Source organism: Paenibacillus sp. DP01 (genome assembly GCF_044784315.1).
Taxonomy (GTDB): domain Bacteria; phylum Bacillota; class Bacilli; order Paenibacillales; family Paenibacillaceae; genus Paenibacillus; species Paenibacillus polymyxa.
Window position 1 is genome coordinate 5507990 of sequence record NZ_CP173059.1, and the last position, 23832, is coordinate 5531821.

Sequence of the window (23832 nt, forward strand, 5' to 3'; positions counted from 1 at the left end):
CGAATGGGTAACCAACATTACGTTATAATCGGAGGCGGCGTGGCCGCTATCAACGCGGCAAAAGCAATTAGAGATCATGATGAGTTAGCCGAAATTTCGATTTACGGGGAAGAATCCTCCCTTCCGTATAACAGAGTCAAGCTTTCCAAGGCGCTATTTACTGACTTGCATAGCGACAAAATCCTGATCAAAAAGGAAAAATGGTTTGCCAATCAGCGGATTAACGTTTATTCCGGCATAAAGATCACCGCGATACACGCAGAGGACTGCACCATCGAAACAATAAATGGACAAACCGTTGCTTATGACAAGCTGTTGCTGTGTACAGGAGCCCATAACCGTAAGCTGGTGCTGGACGGGGCTTCACTAAGGAACGTTCACAACATTCGGTTTCGACAAGATGCAGACAGACTTAAAGCGGAATTGCGAGAGGGAGACCGGATATGTATCGTCGGGGGCGGTATTCAGGGTGTAGAAACCGCCTGGTCCTTCCAGCAAGCCGGATATGCCGTCACCATTCTGGAAGCTTCGCAACGGCTGATGCCCCGTCAGCTAGATGAAAAGGCATCCGCTATTTTGACCCGCCGAGTAATCGAACAGGGCACCCAGGTATGCCTTGGACAAGGCGTAAAGCGTATTACAGGCACGGAGCATGTAGAGGGCGTAGAACTGCAGGACGGCACTGTTATTCCCTGTGAACATGTCGTGTATTCTATCGGCATTGTACCTAATACGGAGCTTGCTCGCCAAATCGGTCTTGATATCAGACAAGGCATTCAGGTGAATGCGCAGATGGAGACCAGCTTCCCCAATATATACGCAGCAGGTGATGTAGCCGAGTTCCACAATAGAGTAGATGGATTATGGGAAAGTGCTATGGAACAAGGGAAAATAGCAGGCACTAATATGGCGGGCGCCTCCGCAGCTTACCAGCGTCCCATTCCTGCCACCCTGTCCAACAGCTATGAATGCCCCTTGTTTTCCATCGGTCTGGTAGATGAACAGGCCTGCGACAACAGCCTGACCCGTGAAAATCAAGTTTCTTATACACGTATGTTCATACAAAACGGCTCTATCTGTGGCGCGATTGGCTTCGGAGATGCTCTTGCTTCACTTCCATATAAAGCAGCCATTACCCAAGGACTCAGTCCGGACGCACCAGAGCTTACAAAAATTTTAGATGACAAGGAGAATTAACAATGAAAAAATATGTATGTCAGCCCTGTGGATACGTTTATGATCCTGCTATAGGTGACCCTGATGAAGACGTGATGCCAGGTACAGCGTTCGAAGACCTTCCAGAGGACTGGGTTTGTCCAGTCTGCGGTGAGGATCAAAGCCATTTTGCCCCTATAGATGATACAAAATAACAAGAACACACTATACTTTTTAGTTTCCGGTTGATGAATGGAGTGAATGAATGTGAATGAAATGTCCTGCCCCTGCCAGTGCGAACAGGAGCCCTGTGCCCGCAAAGTGCCTATCTTTTCCTCTTTGTCCTGCGAAGATTTGTGCAAGGTTAGCTCCATGATCCGGCACCGAAAATATCAGAAAGGCGAGGCCTTGATTGTCGAGGAACAGGCATCGGATACGCTATACATTATTAAAAGCGGGCATGTCAAGCTGCTGAAGATGACACCTCAGGGGAAAGAGCAAATTCTACACATTCTGACTACTGGCGATTTTTTTGGTGAGTTGAACATATTTAATAACGACGAGCTGAGTAATTTTAGTGCGTACGCCTTAAAGGATACTGATATTTGTATGCTCACCAAGGATGATATGGAGGAGTTGATCCGCAACAATCCCGATATCTCTTTGAGGCTGCTTAAAACGATTACCAAACGCTTGGCACATACTGAAAACCTGGCTCAAAGTCTGGCTACCAAAGACCCGGAAATCCGTATTGCCTACATGATTCTCGAACTCGGACATAAATACGGCAAGCCAGACGGCTCCAATATTAAAATAAATCTCCCCCTCTCACGCGAGGAAATGGCTAATTATGTGGGTGTGACACGTGAAACCATCAGCCGCAAGTTCGGAAAATTTGAACAACTGGGGATTATTCATATCAAAGGTACACGAGAGATTACCATCTGCGATGTACAGAAACTGAACGAATATATGGATTAAATAAAAAACCGCTTCTTTGAGCTTATGGCTTGTGGCGACTTGGCCACTTCCCATTTGCCAAAGAGCGGTTTCTTTTGTTCTTTACATTTTGCTATCAGCTATTTCTCCATCGTTGTGTTCACACCTTGGGATGACGCTCCCCATGTTAATTGCTCCGATGGAAGCTCCGGGAGAACCATGTCCTTGGCAGGCGCAGCCTGAACTGTAGCCGGCCTGGAGCAATCCCACACTACCTTGACCAAATACACAAACAACAACACGTTTAGCAATGATGTCACACACAAAATAATACCGTAATGATCCTGAGAATTGGAGCTATAGAAAATATCAAAGGTGTTCAGGAAAATCGTAAGACTGAATCCACCCGCAAGCCACAAAAATCTGCGATCTCGCAAATACAGGTACGCCATTACAGCTAACGCGGCCGCAGGGAACAGGTACCGTTCATGCATGCTGGAAGCGAAGGTAAATACACCTGCAATGAGTACCAGTGCAGCTGCTGCTGCAAATTGTGGTTTCCGACTGCGGATATACATCCACCATGTAAACAAAGTCACCAGCACAATGCAGATCATACCCCATGTATGGTAACTGAACAGGAACAGCGTTGTAGTATCCTGCGTATAATTGCCACCAATGAGTGCGAAGAAGTTATACGCGTTCACCGAAGCATATGGATATTCGCCAACTGTCCCCTTGTATAAATCAAGCAACCATAATGGCTCCTGCCCCCATGAAAATGGCAATATGACCAGAATGGTTGTCACAACGGTCCCACCAATGGACAACAGCCAAGGCTGTATTTTGCGCTGTCTCAGCAGCTCGAAGAACAGAACCGGCCCATAAATAATCCCCTGTGGCTTCATTAATACCGCTATCGTAAACAGTACAGCGGACCAGCCAATTCGGTTTTCCACCAGCAGCACAATCATGCCTACAATCAGCATGGTAAAGAATGAATCTACCTGCCCCCAGAAGGTCGAATTGATAAATACAGCCGGGTTAAACACGTAGAATATGGCCAATCCGAGGCTCACTCCATAGCCGACCCGTTTGCTTGCCAACCGGTACAGCATGTACGCTGTCACGATATCGGCTAATATATTCGGAAGACGCAGCAATACAGACATATAAGGACTAAAAGCATCCGTAGAGCCGATTTTACCGATCACATATAAAATATAAATATAGAACGGTGGATAGTCACTGGAACCATTCGTGTAAAAGCCTGACAAGCTATTCGCTGCTGTCGTAGCCCAGTTTCGGAATAGCATTAAGTCCATGTGACCCGAGATCCATGGGGCGATCGCCATTCTTAAAAAGAACCCCGCACCAAGCACTGTCCATAGCATCAGTCCCCGGTTACGTTCCCCGAGCTTCCATTCTTGAGCCCGAAAACGGTAAGCAATAAACACGAACGCGCCGAAGAATAAAGCGGCGAAAATCGTCATCGGAGTAGCATAGGCAGATGAAGAATTTCCATTTCTTCCACCACCCATACCACCGCCAGGACCTCCCATGCCCATTCCAGATCCTTTACCGGACATACTACCGGAACCTCTATGCTGTCCGTCTCTAGCAACACCACTGCCGCCCGATGCAGACGTATCATTCCCGGCCGTTGTGCCTTTGTCACTTGATATCGATGGATTCTCAGTGGAAGAATTGGTCGCCTGACCTGTCGTTCCCCGATTCTTGCCGTCAGAGCTGTTCGTCGCATCCGTAGATGCTGAGGACGAATTCTGCTGGTCCTGTCCTACATTTCCTGTTCCACGGTTCCCCGCAGTCTGACCGTCAGAGGAACGTTGCCCCGGCCCTCCCATACCTCCGCCTGGTCCTCCTCCAAACCCGCCGGATGGACCTTGCCTCACTGCCGCAGACTGAGACGCGGAACTACCTGAGTAACTCCATAACGACACGATACTAACGGCAGCACACAATATGAGACTAAATAGAAGTATATATTTCAGACCGTTCGCTTTCCAAACGTTCAAATCCGATGCACCTCTCTCTGTTTCTATTTTCCTCATATTGTATCTGCCTTAGCTTAGGACTTTGTGAGTTCTGGCTGAATGTTGGCTGAATACGGAATCATCACACTGAACATTGCTGTTCCATCTCCATGATCGCTCTTTCCAGCTGAGATTGTGGATGCTTCAGCATGTTGCCATGACCGGCTGCTAATAGAGACGGATTGCAAGACGCCAGCTTTTTGGCACTTGCCAGCGAAATTTCCTTGTTCCAGGTAGCTAGTGCCGGAAAAGGAAACAGCGGCTTGAGCCTTCCCGCCACCGCAACACCACCCCGAGTCTGAAAGGCATCACCTGCAATCAACGCACGTGTACGGGTATCCAAAAATCCCATCGAGCCCGGCGTATGTCCCGGTGCGCTGATTGCCAGCAGCGAACCCACATGATCCCCATCCTCCAGTAAAACGTCAGGCTGGGTAAGGATATTCTTCGGCACGCTGCCCCGAATAGGAGTGTCCGGTTCGCCTGCCTCCAACGATACATCACCCTTCAGCAGCCGAGCATCCCGTCTTGAAATGAATACTTGTGCCTCAGGATACTTTGCCTTCAGCTTATCCAACGCACCTACATGATCCCCATGCGCATGGGTAAGTACAATTCGTACAATCGGCTGTCCAATGCGCGCCGCAGCTTGTTCAATACCCTGAGCACTGTATGGCATTCCGGCATCGATCAGGGTAAGCCCCTCTTTCTCCTCCACCAAATAACAGTTCACCGGGAACAGCCGGGGCATAAACGTCAATTGATACACATGCTGCACCTGAACGATACGCATTTTATCTCATCTCCTTTTCTTGATCTTAAACTAATTATATTAGTATTATAATTAACGTAATTAGTTTTAGGCAAATTTTTTCGTAATATGCCCATCGGAACGTTGGTTTTTTGGTCATACGTAGCGTTAAAGGAAAGGATTATACAAAGCAAAAAGCAGACCCGGAATCCTACCTCTGGGTCTGCCTTTATTCATATTATGCACATGTCTTTCAATTCATTAGCTCTACCGGATGGCCTCAGCAATAGGCGTACTGCCGGACACCAAATCAATCGCACGATGATACGTCTGTTTTTCCTCCAGTGCTGCTACCACCGTTGCCGCTACATCTTCACGTGAGATGGTATGGCTGGTAAGATTTTCACCAGTAGCAACCTTGCCAGTACCCTCATCATCTGTTAGCCCGCCGGGACGAAGAATCGTGTAATCCAGATTGCTCGCTTCCAGCAAGCGATCTGCATAATGCTTTGCCACATAATACGGCTTAATCGATTCGGGCCACTGCTCCCGGTTCTCCGCATGTAGAGCGCTGACCATAATAAAGCGCCGGATACCCGCTTGCTCAGCGGCCTCCATCGCCTTGACTGCTCCATCAAGGTCGATGAGCAGTGTTTTATCCGCTCCTGTTTTGCCGCCGGAGCCTGCCGTGAACACGACAGCATCGCTGCCTTTTATAGCTGCAGCAATTTCATCAACTGTCCCTTCAAGGTCAGCTACTACCGTTTCTGCTCCCAAACGTTCAAGCGCTTCGGCCTGATCCGGTTTGCGAATCAACGCCTTTACGCGATGCAATTCATGTTGCCCCAGTAGGCGAACGAGATGTCTGCCTACTTTTCCATTGGCACCAATCACCAATACGTTCACTCTTATCCCTCCTGTATTCACGGTCTGTCATCTACTTTATACTGATATATTTTACCCTTTGAGTCTAGGACGCAATCATATGGGCTATATCAGATTGAACTCAGTTTTTTTCTGAATGCTCCACATCTCGCTTATGCTGTAACACGCGAAGACCTGCCCAAAAGGTGTCCATCATCACTTCGATACTCCGATCCACATCCACAGGTAAACCAAAACCACCCTTTTGTTCAAGCGAGGCAAAACCATGCAGAAGACTACGGAATCCCCTCGCTGCATGAATGCAATCTGCTTCGTTGAAACCGTAGCCACTGGATAGCACGGTAATGACAAGTTCCGCTACGCGATCCGCTGCATGTCTCAGCTCGGTATCATTTCGGTCGGTTGTATACAGCATCGCTTCATACAAACCAGGTCGCTCGCGCGCATACTGCATATACGCTCTCCCCATCGCAGTCAGCGCATCTTCGCCTGCTCTGCCTACGGCTGCGCTCATCAATGCCTCCTCTAACTTTTCGAGGCTGTGTAATGCCAGCACTTGACGCAATCCGTTCAACCCGTCCACATGGTTGTACAAAGATGGAGGACGAATATGCAGCTTTTGCGCCAGCGTAGTGAGCGTGACATCTCCCATCCCTCGTTCATTGGCAATATCCTCAGCAGCCTTCAGGATATCTTGTAGCTTTACTCCATGTCTAGGTGACATCATCCTGTCCCCTTTCGTTGAATTCCTATGTAAGGTGATTTTCGTACTATACAGACTAAATTCTTATTTCATCTTAACTAATCCTGTTAGTTTATACAAAGAAAGTACCGTTTGCAACAGTTCCAACCTCCGGATTTTTTAAGAGAAGAGCCTATAGGATATTACTGATATAATACAAAGAGATTATAGAGCGGATCTGATATCTTTTCCGATTCCCTGCAAAGGAGAGCTAGCTATATCTATGAAACCCCAGCCACTATCAGCTATTGAATTCAATCACGTCACCAAATATTTCACTGGATCGGGGCAGCAACGCGCTGTCCTGAACGGGATTACAGCAAAGGTCCCTCGCGGAAAAATCACGACACTGGTCGGTCCGTCAGGCTCTGGTAAAAGCACACTGCTTTCATTGTGCAATCTCTTGCTAACATCGGATGAAGGAGAAGTCAGCGTCCTCGGCAAGCTTATAACCGAGTGGGAGATCCCTGATTTGAGACGAAAGGTAGCATTGGTTTTTCAAGATGCTCCCATGCTTCAGGGGACGGTCCTCTACAATCTCCAGACTGTAGAGCGGCTGCATGGTACGGTACTGGAAGATCCGGTTGGCCTGTTAGAGCGCGTAGGGCTTACCCGTGACCTGCTGGAACAGAAGGCGCAGGAGTTGTCCGGTGGACAAAGACAGCGCTTGGCCTTGGCACGGACGCTTGCGAACCGTCCGGATATTTTACTACTGGATGAGATTACTTCTGCACTGGACCCCGCCTCAGTCAAAGAGGTTGAGGAACTGCTGCTTCAAATGAACAAAGAAGAGGGAACAACAATGATCTGGATTACGCACCATATGGAACAAGCCCGCAGAGTAGGCCACGAAACATGGCTGATGATCGACGGAAGACTGGTAGAACAAGCGGATACGGAAACGTTTTTTAACGCTCCACAACATAGTGAAACTCGCAGGTTTGTAGCAGGAGAATGGGTATGACGATTGTTGCCTTGATTCTCTCTCTTGGTTTTGTATTTATCGCCATCGTCATGTCCAAGTCCTTCAAACTCGGTCTGGACCGAGATATTATTATTGCTACGATCAGAGCATCCGTTCAGCTACTGGTGATTGGATATGTATTGCATTTGATTTTTGGGATGCAAAGCTACGGATTTATCGTGTTATTCATTCTGCTCATGATCACTGTAGCTTCTCAAAATGTTGCGCGCAAAGGACGTTTTATTCCCCGGCTCATGTGGAAGTCATTCCTGACGTTGCTGTGTGTGGAAATCGTTACACAGGCATTTCTAATTGGCCTGCATATCATTCCGGCGACAGCCCGGTACATGATTCCGATTAGCGGCATGATCATTGGCAGCTCCATGATTTTGTCCAGTCTGCTGGTATCGCGGCTCAAGTCGGAAGTCCTGCTGCGCAAGCCTGAAATCATGCTTATTCTCGCGTTGGGAGGAACACCGAGACAAGCCATCTTCCCTATACTGAAGAATTGTATACGTTCCAGTATGATTCCAACCATTGAGGGGCAGAAAACACTTGGGCTTGTCCAGCTTCCCGGCATGATGACCGGACAAATCATTGCAGGCGCCAATCCAATTGTCGCCGTGCGTTTGCAATTGCTCATCGTATTCACTACCATGACCTCTGCCATTTTGACCAGCGTGCTGCTCAGCCTGTTCATTTACCCGACATTATTTACCCGCCAGCAACAACTGCGCACAGAGTCCTGGGAAGTCTAATAGAGACGGGTATACCCAGTTATTTACCAATAATTTTCCATTTATCAAAATTAAATAGACATGTTTAATTCCTGACACGAGGGTTAATAGATACACGTAGACGCTTTACTAAAATTCGATGAGGAGTGATTGAACATGGCTAACAACAACCAAAATGGCAAAATGAGTCGCGAAGAGGCAGGACGTTTAGGTGGAGAAGCTACTGCTAAAAATCACGACAAAGAATTTTACCAAGAGATCGGCGAAAAAGGTGGCGAGGCCACTTCCAAAAGTCATGGCAAGGACTTCTATCAGGAGATTGGTGAAAAAGGCGGCGAAGCCACTTCCAAAAACCATGACAAGGAGTTCTATCAGGAAATCGGTCGCAAGGGCGGTGAAGCCCGTGGCAATTCAGACCAAAGTGATAGCGACGGGAAAATGAGCAGGGAAGAAGCAGGCCGCAAAGGCGGCGAAGCTCGCGCCCGTCAACGCAAAAATAACTAAGATTGATTAGGATACGTTGTCGGTGCAGTTGCAACGCAAAGGCACAGACTGCATAGAATGCGAAGTAAGTGAATGTTTATGTTATAAAAGCCTACCTGCCGGTGTTCCGGTAGGTAGGCTTTTTGTGTGAATAGTTACTTTTATCAAAAGACCACTTTCAACATCCGATCATACGTCATACAATATACATATTCAGGTTAAATAACCATCCTACATATATTATTACAAATGAAAGAATGGAATAGTCAGATTCTTTTCTCTTGTCGTCTTACTTATTACGTGGATTATGGGGTGGTGCGCGAATGTTGATTACTTAGTCATACAGAGTGAGGCTTCTAACGGAGGTGAATATAAAGAATTATATATTTCCTCAAAGTCTATAGTCCCTCCGCTGGTTGTAGGAGAACAATATTATTTCGTGTCTGATCAAAGGTACTTTCAACACCCATATATCCGTTATGTAGAGGAGTAAACTAGAACGAGACAAAAGTGTGCATGCAACTCAGGTCAAATATTCGTGCATCCTGGCTGCTAAGATGGAGTCGAAAGGAGGGAACCCCCGTGTACGAATGGAACGAAATGGTCCAGCTTATGATTGATTGGATTGATAATAATCTTACTTCAGCACCATCATTGTTGAGAATGTCCAATCAGTTAGGCTACTCCCCTTACTACTGTACAAAACAGTTTCATTCTCTGACAGGAATGACGTTAAGGGATTACGTGTGGATGCGCAGGATTAGCCGAGCAGCCCTTGAACTCCGGGACAGCAATGTCCGCATCCTCGATGTTGCCATAAAGTATGGGTTTTCTTCACAGGAAGCTTTTACACGAGCATTTGTAAAAGCGTTCGAGGTAACTCCGGCTGTATACCGGAAGGAGCCCCGTCCTATTCCATTAGCCATTCGCGCCGAGGTATTCTCTCCTTATCATTACCATTTGAAGGAGCGGGATAAGATGGTTAAGGAGCATTTACAAGAAGCCGAAGTCAAAATTGAGCATATACCAGCACACAAATTTATTGGAATCTGGGATATCTCTTCTCGAAACTACGGCGATTTCTGGAGAAACGGCCATAATTGTGATGAAATTTGCGGAACCCTGGAAAGTATGTCTCACCTCAAGCTTCCCGGACAATTAGGTCAAACTGCAGGCTGGTTCTATCAGAATGGTCAGAAGGGCTATCTGTATGGAATACCGGTTGCTGCTGACTACAATGGAGAGATCCCAGCAGGTATGGAGTGCCGAAACATCCCCGAATCAGATTACCTGGTGTTTTTCCACCCGCCCTTCCATTATTTAAAAAACAATGGAGATGTTATGAGAGTGGTGGAGGAAAAAGCTTGGAGCTTTGACCCACGCAGTATGGGATATACATGGGATGAGGAAACGAAGCAGGATTATCAACGGCATTTCCCTGAGGGATACGGCTACGCAGTGTTACGTCCTGTAAAAGAAGTGTAGTAAAAAATCCTTAGAAGCCGCCACGATCTCAGGCTGCTGATAATCGTCTCGCGGCTTCTTTTTTAAAGGAATGGAGTATAGTCAATGAAGTCCTTTCGCTTTTGGCTGGTCCTAGTCTCTTGTATAGTTATTGTTGTAAATCTTACGGGGTACGACGACTATAATATACTATTGGCTATGATTAGCCCGTTGGTTTGGATGTATGAATCCTTTCAATTTGTGCGAAAAGCACATATCCCTATAGCCGTTGTATACTTTACTACGGTAGGTTTCTGGTATCTCATTGGATACAGTATCGATCATTTGATTAGAAAAATTGAAACTCGCTAAAAATAAATAAGATGTACAAACACGGTACATACCCCATTTCTCATTTTGAGTAACGGGGGTACAACGCAAATCATAATGTCCCATGAAGTAATGCAATATCATTCTCCGCCCACATCATGCTGTATTTTTATGAATAACTAATTAAAGATAGGATTGTATTTTTTTAAGAATATTTTGACCATTTGTAGTAAACAAAATATATGTCTTTGAATTGGTTTTAATTACAACCCTGTCCGTTGTTGCATAAGGGGTACCTATTCTTATTGCATCTTTCTCCTGTCCAGCATAAGTGTTATCAAACGAAACATCTTCAATATCCTCAAGAGATACTTCTATCCTTGATAACTGCCAAGTAATAACCAAATTATTACTTTCCTTTTTTATACCGATTCCCAACATGCTGTTTCCTCCTAAAATTTTTTTCTATACAAATTGCAAAGCGAAATGCGATGTCTTGCTGGAATGCTAATTGCCTGATTTGTGTAAAATGAAGCTCCCAGGTCACCTCTACGAGGAGAATCATTAATTACTTACAGGAATTCACAAGAAGTTCACCCAAAAGCTGTGCTATACAAGCCATAGAAATTAGTGTTAGTTTCCCGTAGAGTAGACCAATAATAGTACTTTAAAGAGTTCTCTTTACATCATCCAAAGAGGTTCTATCGCACTTCGCTTAACAATTCGTTATAGTCCCTTTCGTTTTAGGACATAAAGTGCTTAATACTAATCATAATAGAAAAAAATAGCAAGTGATACAATCTTTAATTCTAAATTGAAATATTATGTTTTCTTTATAAGAAAGGACAGAATAACTATTAGCATGAATGAAATAAAAGAAAGTAGCGGTAATGTTATGAAATTAAAAAGCGAAAATACAATTGTGGTACAATCACTTTGAATTGAGCAAAAATTACTTTTAACACCTAGTAACTGTATCACATATTGGTAACTTGATATTATTACGCCGCAGAAACTTAAAGTTCTAATCACTGAAGCATTTTTTGTATTATTTTGAAATAATGAATGTATACAAATTACAGGTAGTGGGAACATGAATATCCGCTGATACCAACAGAGATCACAAGGAATGTATCCTTGAATAATGCTAAAATATAAACTTCCTACTACCGCTAGTAGGGATAAAAAAATACAAATTAAAAGAAAATCTTTATAGGATATTTTAAACATTAATAGCACTTCCCTTACTGGTCTTTTCCTTTAGTTAAGATTTCAGTCAACTGATATGTTATGACTTTTAGTCTTACCTATTTTGATACATATGACGAAATGAGGTTTTTATATCTAAACCTACAAACGATCAACCGATGCTATAAATTGATTGTTGCAAAAAGTTTTTCCTCCCTCATAATGATCAAATGCTGATTTTTTTTGTTTATAAATCTAAAAAAGGATTTCATCTTAATGAAAAATCATTTCTTATACTTTAGGATTTATAGAGTTAGATAATCCCATAATATTATCAGCAACTAGCTTTTTTATCTTTTCTGATGTTAAACTATTATAATGAATACTTAATTTTTTTAAATCAAAAATACGGATTGCCATTAATATAATTATAAATCTAATCTGATCTTTACTTGAATTAAAAAAACTTATTCTGTCCCCCTCTAATAATAATTCAAGTTGATCTATTAGAATTCCCACTTTTTTATCCATATCTTCGATAATTAGCAAAGATTTATAGTAACTCGAATCTACATTATTCGGAGCAATGCTTGTTAATCTATCTAAATATTTTGCAATCTTAGAGTACTGTTTGTTGTTAAATAATACTTCAATTAGAAGTAAAATTGATTCTAACAGGTATCGATGCCTATACAGTTTAGGATGAGCCTCATACATTTTTATAGAATTCTCTAATAATTCTATAACTTTAGACTTATTTTGGATTTCGTCGTAATTCTTTAACTCATTCGCCAGAAAATAAAACCACTTAGGATTTTGGGAATCAATCTCTATCATTTTTCGTGTAAGGGTAAGGTTTCTTAAGTTTTTATCTTGTTGATTTACAGCTTTCGACTCGTAACCATCATGATTCAACAAAACTTTTAAGGTTAGATTATATGGAATAGTTTGTTTATTCTCAAGAAGTGGCTCCTCATGTACTAAACCATAATATTTTATGCCACTTGAGATTTTTATCATTTTTCTATTATCGTAATGAATATGGTTATTTGATTCTTTTATTATAGGACTTACAACACATTCAATATTAAGAAATTCTATCAGCTTTGCTATACGGGGAATAGAATTTGTTTCTTTATTCTCCAACCAATTATCAGCATCAATAAAAAATATCCAATCTTTTGTTGCTAATTGCATTATCCTATTCCTATGAAATGAAAAATCGTCTCTCCATTTCTCTTGATAAACTTTAACCTTAGGATAACTTTCATTGATCAATTCGACAGTTCTATCAGTTGAATAGGAGTCTAAAACGATAATCTCATCAAAAATGTTATACACGCTTTTCAAACATCTATCCACGCATCTTTCTTCATTAAAAGTTAAAATTCCACAAGTGATGTTTGGAGTTGGTAAGGTATCATATTTCTGGATATATTCTGCTTTGAATTTAGTCAAATCAAGGTTATATTTTTGTTTCTCTATATTTAAGATTAAATCCATATCCTTTTTAATAGAGGAAGTTTCATAGTTTTTTACCAAAAGATCATAAAGTTCATAAAGCTTCATCAATTTGCTCCTTTCAAATTCAAAAGCTTATATATGTTACCTAGGGGTTGTATTCCTTCAAGGCGATTCTTTTCTTTTCCTTTCTCATAAACTATTAGGGTTGGAGTTTTATCGATTCTATTTGCTTTTAGAAAAGAGACATTGTAATTATCTTTTTCATCTAAATTAATTGCATACATATTAGTTTTCCCCGTTTCAATCACCTTTTTAACCACAGGTTTCATTTGTTGACATGCAGGACAATTAGTTTTATGGATATACATAATAAAGGAGGTTTTTGAATCGATAAATTCCTCGTATTGCTTGAGATTTATTTTATGATAAGGAGGTTTATCTAGATTGTTTCCCCCTAAAACTGAAATTAAAATACCAATTGATAATATCATTATTCCAACAAATACGATGATTTTTTTTACTTTCATGCCAGTACACCTCTTGTTTTTTCGGTTTCCTCATTTTTCAGAGGCATTAACTTCTTCTCTTTAAAGATATATACTTTATCCAAATCCATTAAATGCTGATAATTATGGGTTATAAAAATGATACCTAGAGTTGATTTTATAAGAAATTCTTCAATTACTTGCAAACTGTTATAATCCACATTACATAGCGCCTCGTCTAATATTAATACGTCTGGTTCCTTCAAAAGGGCACGAGCTAGTGCAATCTTTTGTTTCTGTCCCGTGGATAAATTTGTTGCATTCTCATTGATATAATAATTAAATCCTCCAGGGAGTTTTTTTATAGTTTCATATATTTTACACATTTTGCAAATTGATATTACTAGAGACATATCAATATTTTCTCTCACTTGGAGATTTTCCATTAGAGTTCCCTTGAATAAATATGGCGACTCGTCGATATAAATAATCTTTTCTCTTAAACTATTTAAATCATATTTATTTATATCAAGTCCATTTATATAAATAGAAGAATCTTTAATGTCTCTGAATCTAACGAAACACTGGGCAAAAGTGCTTTTCCCACTTCCACTATCTCCTATAATTAATAATTTATCCCCCTTCTTGAAGGAGAGATTGATATCCTCAAATAAATAGTCTTTGCTATTTAATTCATAGGAAAATTCATTTATTGTCAAAAAGTTAAAAAGTTCCAATCTCTCTTGTCCGTAATTTTCCTCTGGATAATTAATAATATCAGAATATCTTTGGAGGGAAATTAACGATTTACGTATAATTAGGTAACTACTTATTAACCTATCTAAAGAAGGTAATAAAAAACTAGAAAGGGTGCTTATCATCACTAGCGACCCTAAGCTTATGTTATCGTTAAATATTTGCTTTGTACTCACCCAAATTATTGAGATAAAAAAAATATTCGAAAATAAATTTTTCACAAAATTCGCATTATTAAAAACAATAGATTCTCTATAGCCGCTTTCCAATTTCTTATTATAAACTGTTTCAAATTTTTCCTTTGTTTTTTCAGTTAAACCTAACGCAATGTTAATTTGCATATTTCCAAATTGTTCCACCAGAAATGAGAAAGCCTTAGAATTAGATATAATTGATTCATTATTTCTTTTATCTATTAATTCTGATGAAACAAATATAAGCCCAATTATCAATAAGTAAGTAACTAAAATAATTAAAAAAATAGACATATTTATAAAAAACAATGTACTACTTATTGCTACTAAAATAAATAAGTCAACTATTGCACCTATCAGATTGTTTCCTATTGCTTCTTTGATATTTAACCCATCAATATATCTGGAGAAAACTTCGCCGTTTTCTCGGTTTTTGAAAAAAAGTATTGGTAATCTTAAAATTTTCAAAAAAAATAAACTTACTAATTTATTTTCTACTTTTAAATTTAGTCTAATGATAATATGGTTTCTAAGATACTCAGCAGTAACTCTAAACATACCTATTGCTAAAAAAATTAATGTAATAAAGCTTAATACCCCATCAAGATTCATTGGAACAACAGCATCAATTATAAATTTAAGATAAAGTGAACCAATGATTGTGGAAATCACAACAAGTAAGGAAAGAAATATCACACTTAATATTTTCCATTTGTTACCAATTATCATATCGAAAAATATACTTTTTTTAGTTTGAGCTTTTTCTTTTCTTAATAAATTGAGATTGGTATATTCAGAATCAATAGTAAGAATAACTCCTGAAAAACTTTCATTAAATGAACTTATTCTTTGTTTAATTATGCTTTCTTTCATCGGATCGCTTATAATTAAGTACTTTTTCTTCGAATTGTAAACTACAACAAAATGATTTCTCTCTTCCTGCTCTATTAACGCAATTACTGGTCTGTTTAATTCACTTAAGACATTCTCGAATTTAACTTTGTTAATTTTAAATGCTTTAGCCTTTTTTATACCTAATTTGTTAAGTACAAAAATCAGGTCTTGTAAGCTGTATCTATCTTTTTGTACTAAAAAATCACGCAAATAATCAGTCTGATAATTATATCCATAGAATTTTAACAAAGAATTCAAGCAAGCTATCCCACAATCGTTATAGCTATTCTGCCTTATATGTGGAAGTTTCCCTTTCATTAACCGCAAGCCCCCTCTTAATTCTTTCCTCTTTTGTTGATAAACTCTAAGGCTTTATTTCTTTAAATGACGGATTGTCAAACCAAGCGCGAAGGAAATCTGTGAGTGATACTGGAGCGGACCTCTTTAAACCTTAGCTAATAGACGCACCCACTAGAAACGATTTTCGGTTTTTTACCACTTTTGCTGTTTGCCTTAACGGTCCACAGTCTTTGGGTTAAGCCACTCTGCAAATCTCTTCTGACAAGTAAGGAAATAAACTCCATACTCTTCGGCACATATCGCACTTCGTTTTACAATCCATCCTAGTAATTCAACCGATCGAAGTAAGGTGAAAGCGTTAAAAAGATCATTTAAGAGGGGAATATCTCTATCCCCCATCCTGGAAAATTTGGATTATACTAAATTATTAGCAATAATCATGGTACAATTGGCACCAAAATGCACCATTACCTCCGCATCCAATAGTACCCCCTGATAGACACTGAACCAAGAAGGCGGCACATTGTGCCTTAGTGTATCCATCCCCTCCTTCTAACTTTTCCAATTCTTCGAGATTTAGTTCTTTCATTAAACTCTCCATTTTAACATCCTCCTTTTGGTTATACTTCAAAATTAATCAATATATTAGAAGTATATGTAAAACTATAAACCATAATTTTCTTTTCTGCAACATACAATTTGGTTAACAACTAAAAGTTTCGTAGTAGACCTTTATTCCAACACAATAAAAACTTCTAAACTAATCAAATTAGAGAGGGAAATAGACTGCCTTTTTGGGAGCACATCATAAATCTGGTCTGCAATATAAAGTAACTATGTACTTCGCTGCTTTCGTGAGTTTTCATAGTACTTAAAATGGTTAAAGATACAAAATCAATAAGTTGTAGTTTTGTCCCCCCATCAATCCAGTAGGACAATAGTACTCACGCTTTGAAGTCAATTTCTATATCTGATAATTTATGTTCCATAAGAAACAATTCTGGATGAATCGACTAAGGCAATTATTGCTACCTTCCGATTAGATAGACTGGTTAGCTTCTGAGCTAAAAGGTGTCTTTGTGAAGCTAATCACTACTGTAAATACATTAAATGAAGTACCTTTTTTTGAAAAATTATACAAATAATAAAACTGTTGTTTTACAGCCTCTAGTTGTTGATGTAACATTTCTTACATTTCATTTAAATTCCCCTAATGAAACTCATTCTAGGATGGCATGTGTAAATATGAATTATCGTTTTTTCATCAAAAAACAGCAATTTGAAAAAAAAAAGACCAGCACTTGAAGCTGTTCTCTGGCATTTTGTACGGTATTAGTTTTCTCAGCTGACTGTAACGGAAAGAGTGCGGCGCATGGAGGATAAAGGTACGATTGCATGATATAATGCCGTGGTTTCACCTGGAAAATGGGAAAGCCCATCATGGCATAAACTATGCCCCGATTGGAGGATTTATGGACGAAGTGCGGCAAATATGACCGTTCTACCACGTTGATTGTTTTTTTCCAAAAGTCCAACCTCCTTGCCCAGCTCAGTCATGGACGTGCGCGCCTGCTTTTGAAGTATCTGTAGAGTTTAATCCACCTGATCCATCCCGCTACATCTCCTGTAAAAAGAAAACCAGTCCAACACATTGTAAGCGTGTATTGGGCTGGTGGACGTGTACACGTTGGCTTCCAGACAAATTAGATCAGCGTATAACCGCCATCCGGGAATAGCACGCTTCCGGTGGTGAACTTGTTAGTCATCAGGTACAACACCGTATGTGCGATTTCCTCATTATACCCCACTCGCCGTAGCAAGGTTACTTCCTTGTATTCTTCAAAAGCCTGCGCCCACTGCTCCCCCTCGGGGCCGTCCCGCCAGATCGTGCCGGGAGACACCACATTGACCCGTACTGGAGCCAACTCCACCGCCAACGCCTTGCCCAAACTTTCAATCGCGCCGTTAGCCGCTCCATATGTAGCACCAAATCCCATCGGCCGTTGACTGAAGGCTCCAGACATAAGAACGATTGAGCCATCCTTGGAGATATGCGGTACCGCATGCTTGGCAGCAAAATACTGCGGCCAGAATTTCCCCTCGAATGGAGTCTTCGCCTTTTCCGTATCTATGGTGATCGGACCACGTGTATAGCTCGCACCTGGAGTAAACAAATGATCGAAAGCGCTGACCCTTTCAAAAAACGCCTGTACTTCCTCTTCTTTTTGATTGTTCAATTAAAAAGTCTTTATGTAAATTCATATCATTATCATCTCCTCTATGGGGGATTGTATTACAACTATTTTATAAGCATATATATTTTTATTCGGGTGAACTTTCAAGGGCTATATTCTTGCGGTAGGATGTCGGCGACTGACCGGCCCAGCGTTTGAATTGCCTGCTAAAATGTGCAATATCCCCATAGCCGAGCAAATCAGCAATTTGCTGCACTGACCATTGCGGATCAGCCAGCAGCAGCTTCGCCTCATGCAAGACAAGCTCGGATAGATACACCCGCGGAGATACGCCAAAAACGCTACGGAATACACGATTACAATGAGATACGCTAATACCCAGTTCGGATGAAATACCCTCGATCCCATCCTGTTTTTCCAACGAGCCGGCCTGTCTATAAGGCTGATTGACCCTGCCCTGAAGACGACTTGCAATCTGATGGGCAAGCTCTGCCTGCACATATCCACGCCCTGGCAGATGAGCGGCTTCACTGGATACAGCCTCCCACAACGTTGCGAACAGTTCGAACACAGCAGATTGAATCCGCATACGCTTTGCCACTGAATCACCATCTATACCTTTGTCCTCAAGCGCAGAAAGACCGAGCAGCTTGCCTAGCGCTGGTCCCATCTGCTTCGCTACTGTGCCATCCGCTGGAAAAAGTACTTGCTCCAAACGACTCAGGAGCGAAAGAAACAATTTATCATCAATGTCGAAATGCATGCAAAAATACGTAAACCCCTCTCCGTTACTACGGCTGGAGTGGACAATTCCTGGGCGCAAAAGTATCAGATCACCTTGTCGCTGGATGAAGCTGCGACCATCCACAACCATGATCTGTTCTCCCGCAAGCACGATGTTAATTTCATATTGCGGATGTTCATGTGGCGGATAGCTCCAGTCTCTTCCGACACTTCGCGTATGAATGGCAAACAGATTGACCGTAGTCCGCACATCGGGAAAAAAGAATTCCTCTCCGGCGACCGTAAGGTTTGGATCATGGGGTCGCTTTGGCAAACGTGGTGACGACATGTTTTCCCTCCTAGCTTACTTACATCGATATACTTCAGTATATCGTTTCCAGCGCGATTTGGATAAATAGTTGAGCGATTTGACAATGGTTCCTCGGCACATGTCATGCTAGGCTCTAATTGAAGCTAGTCAATGTTAAATTTTATTATGAAAGGGGTTTCATTATATGTCGAAAAATATATTTTATAACACGCAGCATGCACCTATCGGTTCATTCTCCAGCTTTACACTTGGGTTTAAGGGTAATCGCGGCGGACTCGGCCTGGAACTGGGCAAGCCTGCTGATGAAAATGTATACATCGGGCTGCAATCCAGGGATGGAGGATCGTATGAGGCGCTTCCCTTTTTTGCATCCATACAGGATGAAAGTACCCGCTATGATGTGGAGAAAAAGGATAAAAAAACGGAGCCTCTGCTCGTTGTCTTTGCCGATCAGGACATCACCCGTGAGCTAAAAGCAGGAACCGATACATGGCAGGCAGGCGATTTGACATTCCGGCTGTACTCCCCCGTTCGCCCGGTGCCCGAGCCGGGAATTGCGGGCATAGATGAGCTGCGGGCAGCGTTGGTTCCGGCTGTATTTGCCGAGCTGACGATCGATAATACACAGGGTGCCGCTGCACGGAGAGCCTTTTTCGGCTACCAGGGCAGTGACCCGTATAGCGGCATACGCATTATAGGAGAAGATCCACGCAGGGACGTTATGGATTCTACCCGATTGAAGGAAAGACTCACAGGCATCGGCCAAGGACGAAGCACTGCTATTGTGACCAACAGCAGCGAAGCGGTACCTGCCAGCGGATTTGCGATGGAGAAGCTACTTGGGGAGGCCATGGCTGATAACTTATCCTTTGGCTTAGGTGCAACGGGTGCGCTCCTGATGGACGTTCCCGCAGGGGAGAAGCGCACGTACGCCTTCGCTATATGCTTTTATCGCGGCGGCATTGTGACAACAGGCATTGAAGCATCATATTACTATACCCGGCTGTTCAAGGATATTGAAGACGTGGGAAGCTATGCGTTGAAGCATTTTACCAACCTAACCGCAGCCTGTGTTCAGGCGAACGACTGGATCGAATCGGCGAGCTTGAGTCTGGATCAGAAATTTATGCTCGCTCAGGCCATTCACAGCTATTACGGCAGCACCCAATTGCTCAGTCAGCAAGAGGATGGCGAACCAATCTGGATTGTGAATGAAGGCGAGTACCGAATGATGAATACACTCGATCTGACGGCAGACCAGCTTTATTATGAATTGATTTTGAATCCATGGACGGTGCGCAACGAGCTGGAGTGGTTTGTCCAACGGTACAGCTATCGGGATGAAGTACGCTTCCCGGGGGAGGAACAGGCCTATCCCGGTGGGATCACGTTTACACATGATATGGGCGTGGCCAATGTGTTCTCCCGGCAAGGGTATTCCTGTTATGAGCTGGCAGGGATTGACGACTGCTTCTCTTACATGAGCCACGAGGAACTGATGAACTGGCTTTGCTGCGCCACGGTATATATCGAGCAGACACAGGATCAGTCATTTACGACACGTATGCTGCCTGTCTTGTGCGACTGCTTCGAAAGCATGCTGCGGCGGGATCATCCAGATCCGGCACAGCGAAACGGCTTAATGGGCCTGGATAGCTCAAGAACCCAGGGAGGCGCAGAAATTACGACTTACGATAGTCTAGATGTATCCTTGGGTCAGTCCCGCAATAACATTTATTTAGGCAGCAAATGCTGGGCGGTATATGTTGCGCTTGAAAAGATATTTGCCTCAAAGGGGCTTAACTCCCTTTCACAGGAAGCTGGCTTACAGGCAGACAAATGCGCAGCTTCAATCACCACTCACATGACTGACAAGGGCTATATTCCTGCAGTCATTAAGGAAGGCAACGACTCGCAAATCATTCCTGCCATTGAGGGGCTGATCTTCCCCTATTTTACAGGATGTGAAGATGCGCTTAAGAGTGATGGGCGGTTCGGTGAATATATCCAGGCACTTCGACGCCATTTGCAAACCGTACTGGTACCAGGAGTTTGTCTATTTGAAGACGGAGGCTGGAAGCTATCCTCGACCAGTAACAACTCCTGGTTAAGCAAAATCTATCTGGCACAGTTTATTGCTCGTGAGCTACTGGAGCTGCCTTGGCAGGAAACGGGGCAGGCGGCTGACGCAGCCCATGTCTCATGGCTCCTCCATCCTGAAGAATCCTATTGGTGCTGGAGCGACCAAATGCTCTCCGGTATTGCCCACGGCAGCAAATATTACCCACGCGGGGTTACCGCTATTTTGTGGCTGTATGAAGGCAAAGGGAATCGGTTTACCCTCCCTCAGCATATGAGTCAAGATGAGAAGCAGCATGCCTGAGACGAACGAACCCTCACTCGTCCAAAGGAGGCCCAAATAATATGAGCAAGCGGATGAATATGCCAAGCGAGAGCGGCTATGACGCTTGGTTGCACTACCATCGCGACCAATTTGTAGAAAAGATGCCTGCTTGGTGCAGAGTCATCGTAGTTCATGAAACAGATGATGAAGTGCTTCAGACGGCTGCGAGTGAGCTTCGGCAAGGATTGGCTGCCATGTTCGGACAGCAGCCGAAGATAAGTACCGCTCCTGTCCATGTACCATTCGTTGCGCTGGGTACGTTCCAGGACCATCCATGTGTCGCAGAACGGTTTAGTGCAGAAGAACAGGCAGAAGTGAGCGCAGAAGGCTACCGAATTCGTGGAGTAGAAGTGCCGAAACTTGCAGATTCAACTGGGCAAGATCACGATGATATCAAAGGACAGTGCGTTACAGTCGCGGGTCAGACCTCCAAAGGAGTATTGTACGGAGTCTTTCATTTGCTGCGCTACCTGCAAGGAGGACTAGACGGCAATCTGAAGCCCACTGCCGGGGAATCATTGCACGCTCCCACTCTAGACCTGCTGTCTAATCCGGGTAACTCCATTCGCATGATCAACCACTGGGATAACATGGATGGTAGTGTTGAACGTGGATATGCCGGGGCATCTATTTTCTACAACCATAATACCTTTACTACAAATATGGAGCGCCTTCGAGACTATGCCCGTCTACTCGCTTCTGTAGGCATTCAGGCGTTATCCATTAACAATGTGAATGTCCATCAGGTAGAAACTGAGCTGATCACAGATCGGTTTTTACCTGATGTAGCCAAAGTAGCAGCCGTATTTCGCGCCTATGGTATCCAAATCTACTTGAGCATTAACTATGCCAGCCCGATTCAGCTCGGTGGATTAACCACAGCCGATCCTCTGGATCCCGGTGTAGCTGAATGGTGGCAGACCAAAGCACAGGAGGTTTACGCAGCAGTTCCCGATCTGGGTGGTTTTGTGGTCAAGGCCGATTCTGAAAATCGGCCCGGGCCCTTCAGCTATGGGCGCCATCACGCCGATGGAGCCAACATGCTGGCGGATGCGCTACGGCCCTATGGCGGGCGTGTGATTTGGCGCTGCTTTGTCTACGACTGCAAACAGGACTGGCGTGACCGCAAGACGGATCGGGCTCGCGCGGCCTTTGACCATTTTAAACCACTGGATGGACTGTTCCGGGAAAATGTCATTTTACAGATTAAAAATGGCCCGATGGATTTTCAAGTGCGAGAGCCTGTATCCCCCCTATTCGGCGCGCTGGAAGCCACTCAGGTACTGCTGGAATTTCAAATTGCGCAGGAGTATACCGGACAACAAAAGCATCTATGTTATCTGGTTCCGCAATGGAAGGAAGTGCTCGATTTTGACACCTACGCACAGGGAAAAGGCTCCACCATCAAGCGTATCGTAAGTGGTGTTTTGCATAGCAACAGCCGTTCTGATTCTCGTCGTGGGAAAGCTATGGTCCATGCAAACAGCGGTAGTTTCCAGAAGGAGCCAACACATCATGTTCCCAAGCACAACAACTTTGGAATAGCCGCTGTTTCCAATATTGGTGCAGACACCAATTGGACCGGGCATTTGCTCGCCCAGTCCAATCTTTACGGCTACGGCCGGTTGGCATGGAACCCGGATCTATCCGCAGATGAAATCGCGGATGAATGGGTTCGGCTAACATTTAGCAATAAAGGTAAGGATGACGATGATACAGAGTTGATTCCTACCATTAAGCAGATGCTGCTCGATTCTTGGAATATCTATGAGTCCTATACCGCCCCTCTGGGGGTCGGCTGGATGGTCAGTCCCAATCACCACTATGGGCCGGATGTTGATGGATATGAATATTCGATGTGGGGCACCTACCATTTTGCCGATTGCTGGGGGATCGGGGTAGATCGGACGACTGCAACTGGAACGGGCTATGCAGGACAATATTTTCCTCCTGTTGCCGGGATCTACGAGTCTACAGACACCTGTCCGGATGAACTGCTCTTATTCTTTCACCACGTCCCTTATACGCACATGCTTCACTCTGGCCAAACGGTCATACAGCATATTTATGATACTCATTTTGAAGGTGCAGAACGTGCGGCCCATCTCCGAGATACATGGGTTAGTCTGCGTGAGCAAATAAATGAAAGGGTGTATGAACAGGTGCTGGCGCGACTAGAGCATCAGGCTGAGCACGCCAAGGAATGGCGGGATCGAATCAATACGTATTTTTATCGTAAAAGTGGTATTCCCGACGAAAAAAATCGTCCTATCTATTAAGAAGGTTGTCTCATGCAATAGTTGCATACACACTGAGATTTTCTTTCCTTATTTTATTACGGGAATTTACTATCTATAAAAGACACGCGTCTTATTCAGACCTGTGTCTTTTTTTGCCTGGTCTAATTTAAGCACA

At 43.0% G+C, this 23832-nt stretch carries 20 protein-coding genes and 1 pseudogene; 9 read left to right on the forward strand and 12 right to left on the reverse strand.

The window, feature by feature from the left end; all coding sequences use genetic code 11:
* Positions 1-3 precede the first annotated feature (3 nt).
* The 3 genes from ACH59B_RS24305 to ACH59B_RS24315 all read left to right on the forward strand — a co-directional run bounded on the left by ACH59B_RS24305 (position 4) and on the right by ACH59B_RS24315 (position 2136).
* Complete coding sequence (locus ACH59B_RS24305; RefSeq protein WP_017426136.1) at positions 4-1197, forward strand: NAD(P)/FAD-dependent oxidoreductase; 1194 nt, start codon at positions 4-6, stop codon at positions 1195-1197.
* A 2-nt stretch (positions 1198-1199) separates the two neighbouring features.
* A complete protein-coding gene (gene rd / locus ACH59B_RS24310; RefSeq protein WP_016822672.1) occupies positions 1200-1370 on the forward strand; it encodes a rubredoxin in 171 nt (56 codons plus the stop codon).
* A gap of 61 nt (positions 1371-1431) precedes the next feature.
* On the forward strand, positions 1432-2136 hold the full coding sequence (locus tag ACH59B_RS24315) for a Crp/Fnr family transcriptional regulator (protein WP_044786998.1): 705 nt from the start codon (positions 1432-1434) through the stop codon (positions 2134-2136).
* A gap of 98 nt (positions 2137-2234) precedes the next feature.
* Here the strand turns inward: ACH59B_RS24315 and ACH59B_RS24320 are convergent, their stop codons facing one another.
* From ACH59B_RS24320 to ACH59B_RS24335, 4 genes are all read right to left on the reverse strand, one after another.
* The gene (locus tag ACH59B_RS24320; RefSeq protein WP_113050068.1) at positions 2235-3959 is read right to left on the reverse strand and encodes a glycosyltransferase 87 family protein; all 1725 of its coding nucleotides are present in this window, start codon (positions 3957-3959) and stop codon (positions 2235-2237) included.
* 271 nt (positions 3960-4230) lie between these two features.
* Complete coding sequence (locus ACH59B_RS24325) at positions 4231-4941, reverse strand: MBL fold metallo-hydrolase (RefSeq protein WP_113050069.1); 711 nt, start codon at positions 4939-4941, stop codon at positions 4231-4233.
* 225 nt (positions 4942-5166) lie between these two features.
* Positions 5167-5805 (reverse strand): SDR family oxidoreductase, encoded by a 639-nt coding sequence (locus tag ACH59B_RS24330; RefSeq protein WP_044786968.1) that lies wholly within the window; start codon positions 5803-5805, stop codon positions 5167-5169.
* A gap of 100 nt (positions 5806-5905) precedes the next feature.
* A complete protein-coding gene (locus ACH59B_RS24335; protein ID WP_044786969.1) occupies positions 5906-6508 on the reverse strand; it encodes a TetR/AcrR family transcriptional regulator in 603 nt (200 codons plus the stop codon).
* A gap of 241 nt (positions 6509-6749) precedes the next feature.
* On the opposite strand from ACH59B_RS24335, the gene ACH59B_RS24340 reads away from it, so the two are divergent.
* From ACH59B_RS24340 to ACH59B_RS24355, 4 genes are all read left to right on the forward strand, one after another.
* Positions 6750-7490 carry an ATP-binding cassette domain-containing protein gene (locus ACH59B_RS24340; protein WP_164964387.1) on the forward strand — a complete coding sequence of 247 codons (741 nt, stop codon included), beginning with the start codon at positions 6750-6752 and terminating at the stop codon, positions 7488-7490.
* Positions 7487-8248: an ABC transporter permease gene (locus tag ACH59B_RS24345; RefSeq protein WP_058711032.1), complete on the forward strand. Its 762-nt coding sequence runs from the start codon at positions 7487-7489 to the stop codon at positions 8246-8248. The genes ACH59B_RS24340 and ACH59B_RS24345 overlap by 4 nt, the downstream gene beginning before the upstream one ends.
* Positions 8249-8383: 135 nt before the next feature.
* Entirely contained in the window at positions 8384-8731 is a 348-nt protein-coding gene (locus ACH59B_RS24350) for a KGG domain-containing protein (RefSeq protein WP_164964386.1), read from the forward strand.
* Between the two features lie 561 nt (positions 8732-9292).
* Complete coding sequence (locus ACH59B_RS24355) at positions 9293-10195, forward strand: AraC family transcriptional regulator (RefSeq protein WP_113050071.1); 903 nt, start codon at positions 9293-9295, stop codon at positions 10193-10195.
* A gap of 471 nt (positions 10196-10666) precedes the next feature.
* On the opposite strand, the gene ACH59B_RS24360 is transcribed toward ACH59B_RS24355, so the two are convergent.
* The 8 genes and pseudogenes from ACH59B_RS24360 to ACH59B_RS24395 all read right to left on the reverse strand — a co-directional run bounded on the left by ACH59B_RS24360 (position 10667) and on the right by ACH59B_RS24395 (position 19031).
* Complete coding sequence (locus ACH59B_RS24360; RefSeq protein WP_025715709.1) at positions 10667-10924, reverse strand: hypothetical protein; 258 nt, start codon at positions 10922-10924, stop codon at positions 10667-10669.
* 381 nt (positions 10925-11305) lie between these two features.
* Complete coding sequence (locus ACH59B_RS24365) at positions 11306-11713, reverse strand: disulfide bond formation protein B (protein WP_113050073.1); 408 nt, start codon at positions 11711-11713, stop codon at positions 11306-11308.
* Positions 11714-11962: 249 nt separating this feature from the next.
* A complete protein-coding gene (locus ACH59B_RS24370) occupies positions 11963-13240 on the reverse strand; it encodes a SunS family peptide S-glycosyltransferase (protein ID WP_164964385.1) in 1278 nt (425 codons plus the stop codon).
* Entirely contained in the window at positions 13240-13662 is a 423-nt protein-coding gene (locus ACH59B_RS24375) for a thioredoxin family protein (protein WP_404302898.1), read from the reverse strand. Before ACH59B_RS24375 ends, ACH59B_RS24370 begins: the two co-directional genes overlap by 1 nt.
* A complete protein-coding gene (locus ACH59B_RS24380) occupies positions 13659-15782 on the reverse strand; it encodes a peptidase domain-containing ABC transporter (protein WP_164964383.1) in 2124 nt (707 codons plus the stop codon). The genes ACH59B_RS24375 and ACH59B_RS24380 overlap by 4 nt, the downstream gene beginning before the upstream one ends.
* 409 nt (positions 15783-16191) lie before the next feature.
* Positions 16192-16365, reverse strand: coding sequence for a sublancin family glycopeptide (locus tag ACH59B_RS24385; RefSeq protein WP_113050120.1), 174 nt, complete (start codon positions 16363-16365; stop codon positions 16192-16194).
* A 1102-nt stretch (positions 16366-17467) separates the two neighbouring features.
* A pseudogene (locus ACH59B_RS24390) lies at positions 17468-18001 on the reverse strand (SDR family oxidoreductase); the annotation flags it as partial.
* Between the two features lie 85 nt (positions 18002-18086).
* Positions 18087-19031, reverse strand: a complete 945-nt coding sequence (locus ACH59B_RS24395) for an AraC family transcriptional regulator (protein ID WP_016822655.1) — start codon at positions 19029-19031, stop codon at positions 18087-18089.
* Between the two features lie 166 nt (positions 19032-19197).
* Between ACH59B_RS24395 and ACH59B_RS24400 the strand changes: the two genes are divergently transcribed.
* Entirely contained in the window at positions 19198-21396 is a 2199-nt protein-coding gene (locus tag ACH59B_RS24400; RefSeq protein WP_263560933.1) for a glycoside hydrolase family 52 protein, read from the forward strand.
* A 41-nt stretch (positions 21397-21437) separates the two neighbouring features.
* Entirely contained in the window at positions 21438-23696 is a 2259-nt protein-coding gene (locus tag ACH59B_RS24405; RefSeq protein WP_404302902.1) for an alpha-glucuronidase family glycosyl hydrolase, read from the forward strand.
* Positions 23697-23832: the final 136 nt, after the last annotated feature.

What these genes read in the sequence shown, in the direction of transcription:
- ACH59B_RS24305 (WP_017426136.1), top strand. Translation starts at nt 4, where the DNA reads ATGGGTAACCAACATTACGTTATAATCGGAGGCGGCGTGGCCGCTATC.
- rd (WP_016822672.1), top strand. Translation starts at nt 1,200, where the DNA reads ATGAAAAAATATGTATGTCAGCCCTGTGGATACGTTTATGATCCTGCT.
- ACH59B_RS24315 (WP_044786998.1), top strand. Translation starts at nt 1,432, where the DNA reads ATGTCCTGCCCCTGCCAGTGCGAACAGGAGCCCTGTGCCCGCAAAGTG.
- ACH59B_RS24320 (WP_113050068.1), bottom strand. Translation starts at nt 3,959, where the DNA reads ATGGGAGGGCCGGGGCAACGTTCCTCTGACGGTCAGACTGCGGGGAAC.
- ACH59B_RS24325 (WP_113050069.1), bottom strand. Translation starts at nt 4,941, where the DNA reads ATGCGTATCGTTCAGGTGCAGCATGTGTATCAATTGACGTTTATGCCC.
- ACH59B_RS24335 (WP_044786969.1), bottom strand. Translation starts at nt 6,508, where the DNA reads ATGTCACCTAGACATGGAGTAAAGCTACAAGATATCCTGAAGGCTGCT.
- ACH59B_RS24340 (WP_164964387.1), top strand. Translation starts at nt 6,750, where the DNA reads ATGAAACCCCAGCCACTATCAGCTATTGAATTCAATCACGTCACCAAA.
- ACH59B_RS24345 (WP_058711032.1), top strand. Translation starts at nt 7,487, where the DNA reads ATGACGATTGTTGCCTTGATTCTCTCTCTTGGTTTTGTATTTATCGCC.
- ACH59B_RS24350 (WP_164964386.1), top strand. Translation starts at nt 8,384, where the DNA reads ATGGCTAACAACAACCAAAATGGCAAAATGAGTCGCGAAGAGGCAGGA.
- ACH59B_RS24360 (WP_025715709.1), bottom strand. Translation starts at nt 10,924, where the DNA reads ATGTTGGGAATCGGTATAAAAAAGGAAAGTAATAATTTGGTTATTACT.
- ACH59B_RS24365 (WP_113050073.1), bottom strand. Translation starts at nt 11,713, where the DNA reads ATGTTTAAAATATCCTATAAAGATTTTCTTTTAATTTGTATTTTTTTA.
- ACH59B_RS24370 (WP_164964385.1), bottom strand. Translation starts at nt 13,240, where the DNA reads ATGAAGCTTTATGAACTTTATGATCTTTTGGTAAAAAACTATGAAACT.
- ACH59B_RS24375 (WP_404302898.1), bottom strand. Translation starts at nt 13,662, where the DNA reads ATGAAAGTAAAAAAAATCATCGTATTTGTTGGAATAATGATATTATCA.
- ACH59B_RS24380 (WP_164964383.1), bottom strand. Translation starts at nt 15,782, where the DNA reads ATGAAAGGGAAACTTCCACATATAAGGCAGAATAGCTATAACGATTGT.
- ACH59B_RS24385 (WP_113050120.1), bottom strand. Translation starts at nt 16,365, where the DNA reads ATGGAGAGTTTAATGAAAGAACTAAATCTCGAAGAATTGGAAAAGTTA.
- ACH59B_RS24395 (WP_016822655.1), bottom strand. Translation starts at nt 19,031, where the DNA reads ATGTCGTCACCACGTTTGCCAAAGCGACCCCATGATCCAAACCTTACG.
- ACH59B_RS24400 (WP_263560933.1), top strand. Translation starts at nt 19,198, where the DNA reads ATGTCGAAAAATATATTTTATAACACGCAGCATGCACCTATCGGTTCA.
- ACH59B_RS24405 (WP_404302902.1), top strand. Translation starts at nt 21,438, where the DNA reads ATGAGCAAGCGGATGAATATGCCAAGCGAGAGCGGCTATGACGCTTGG.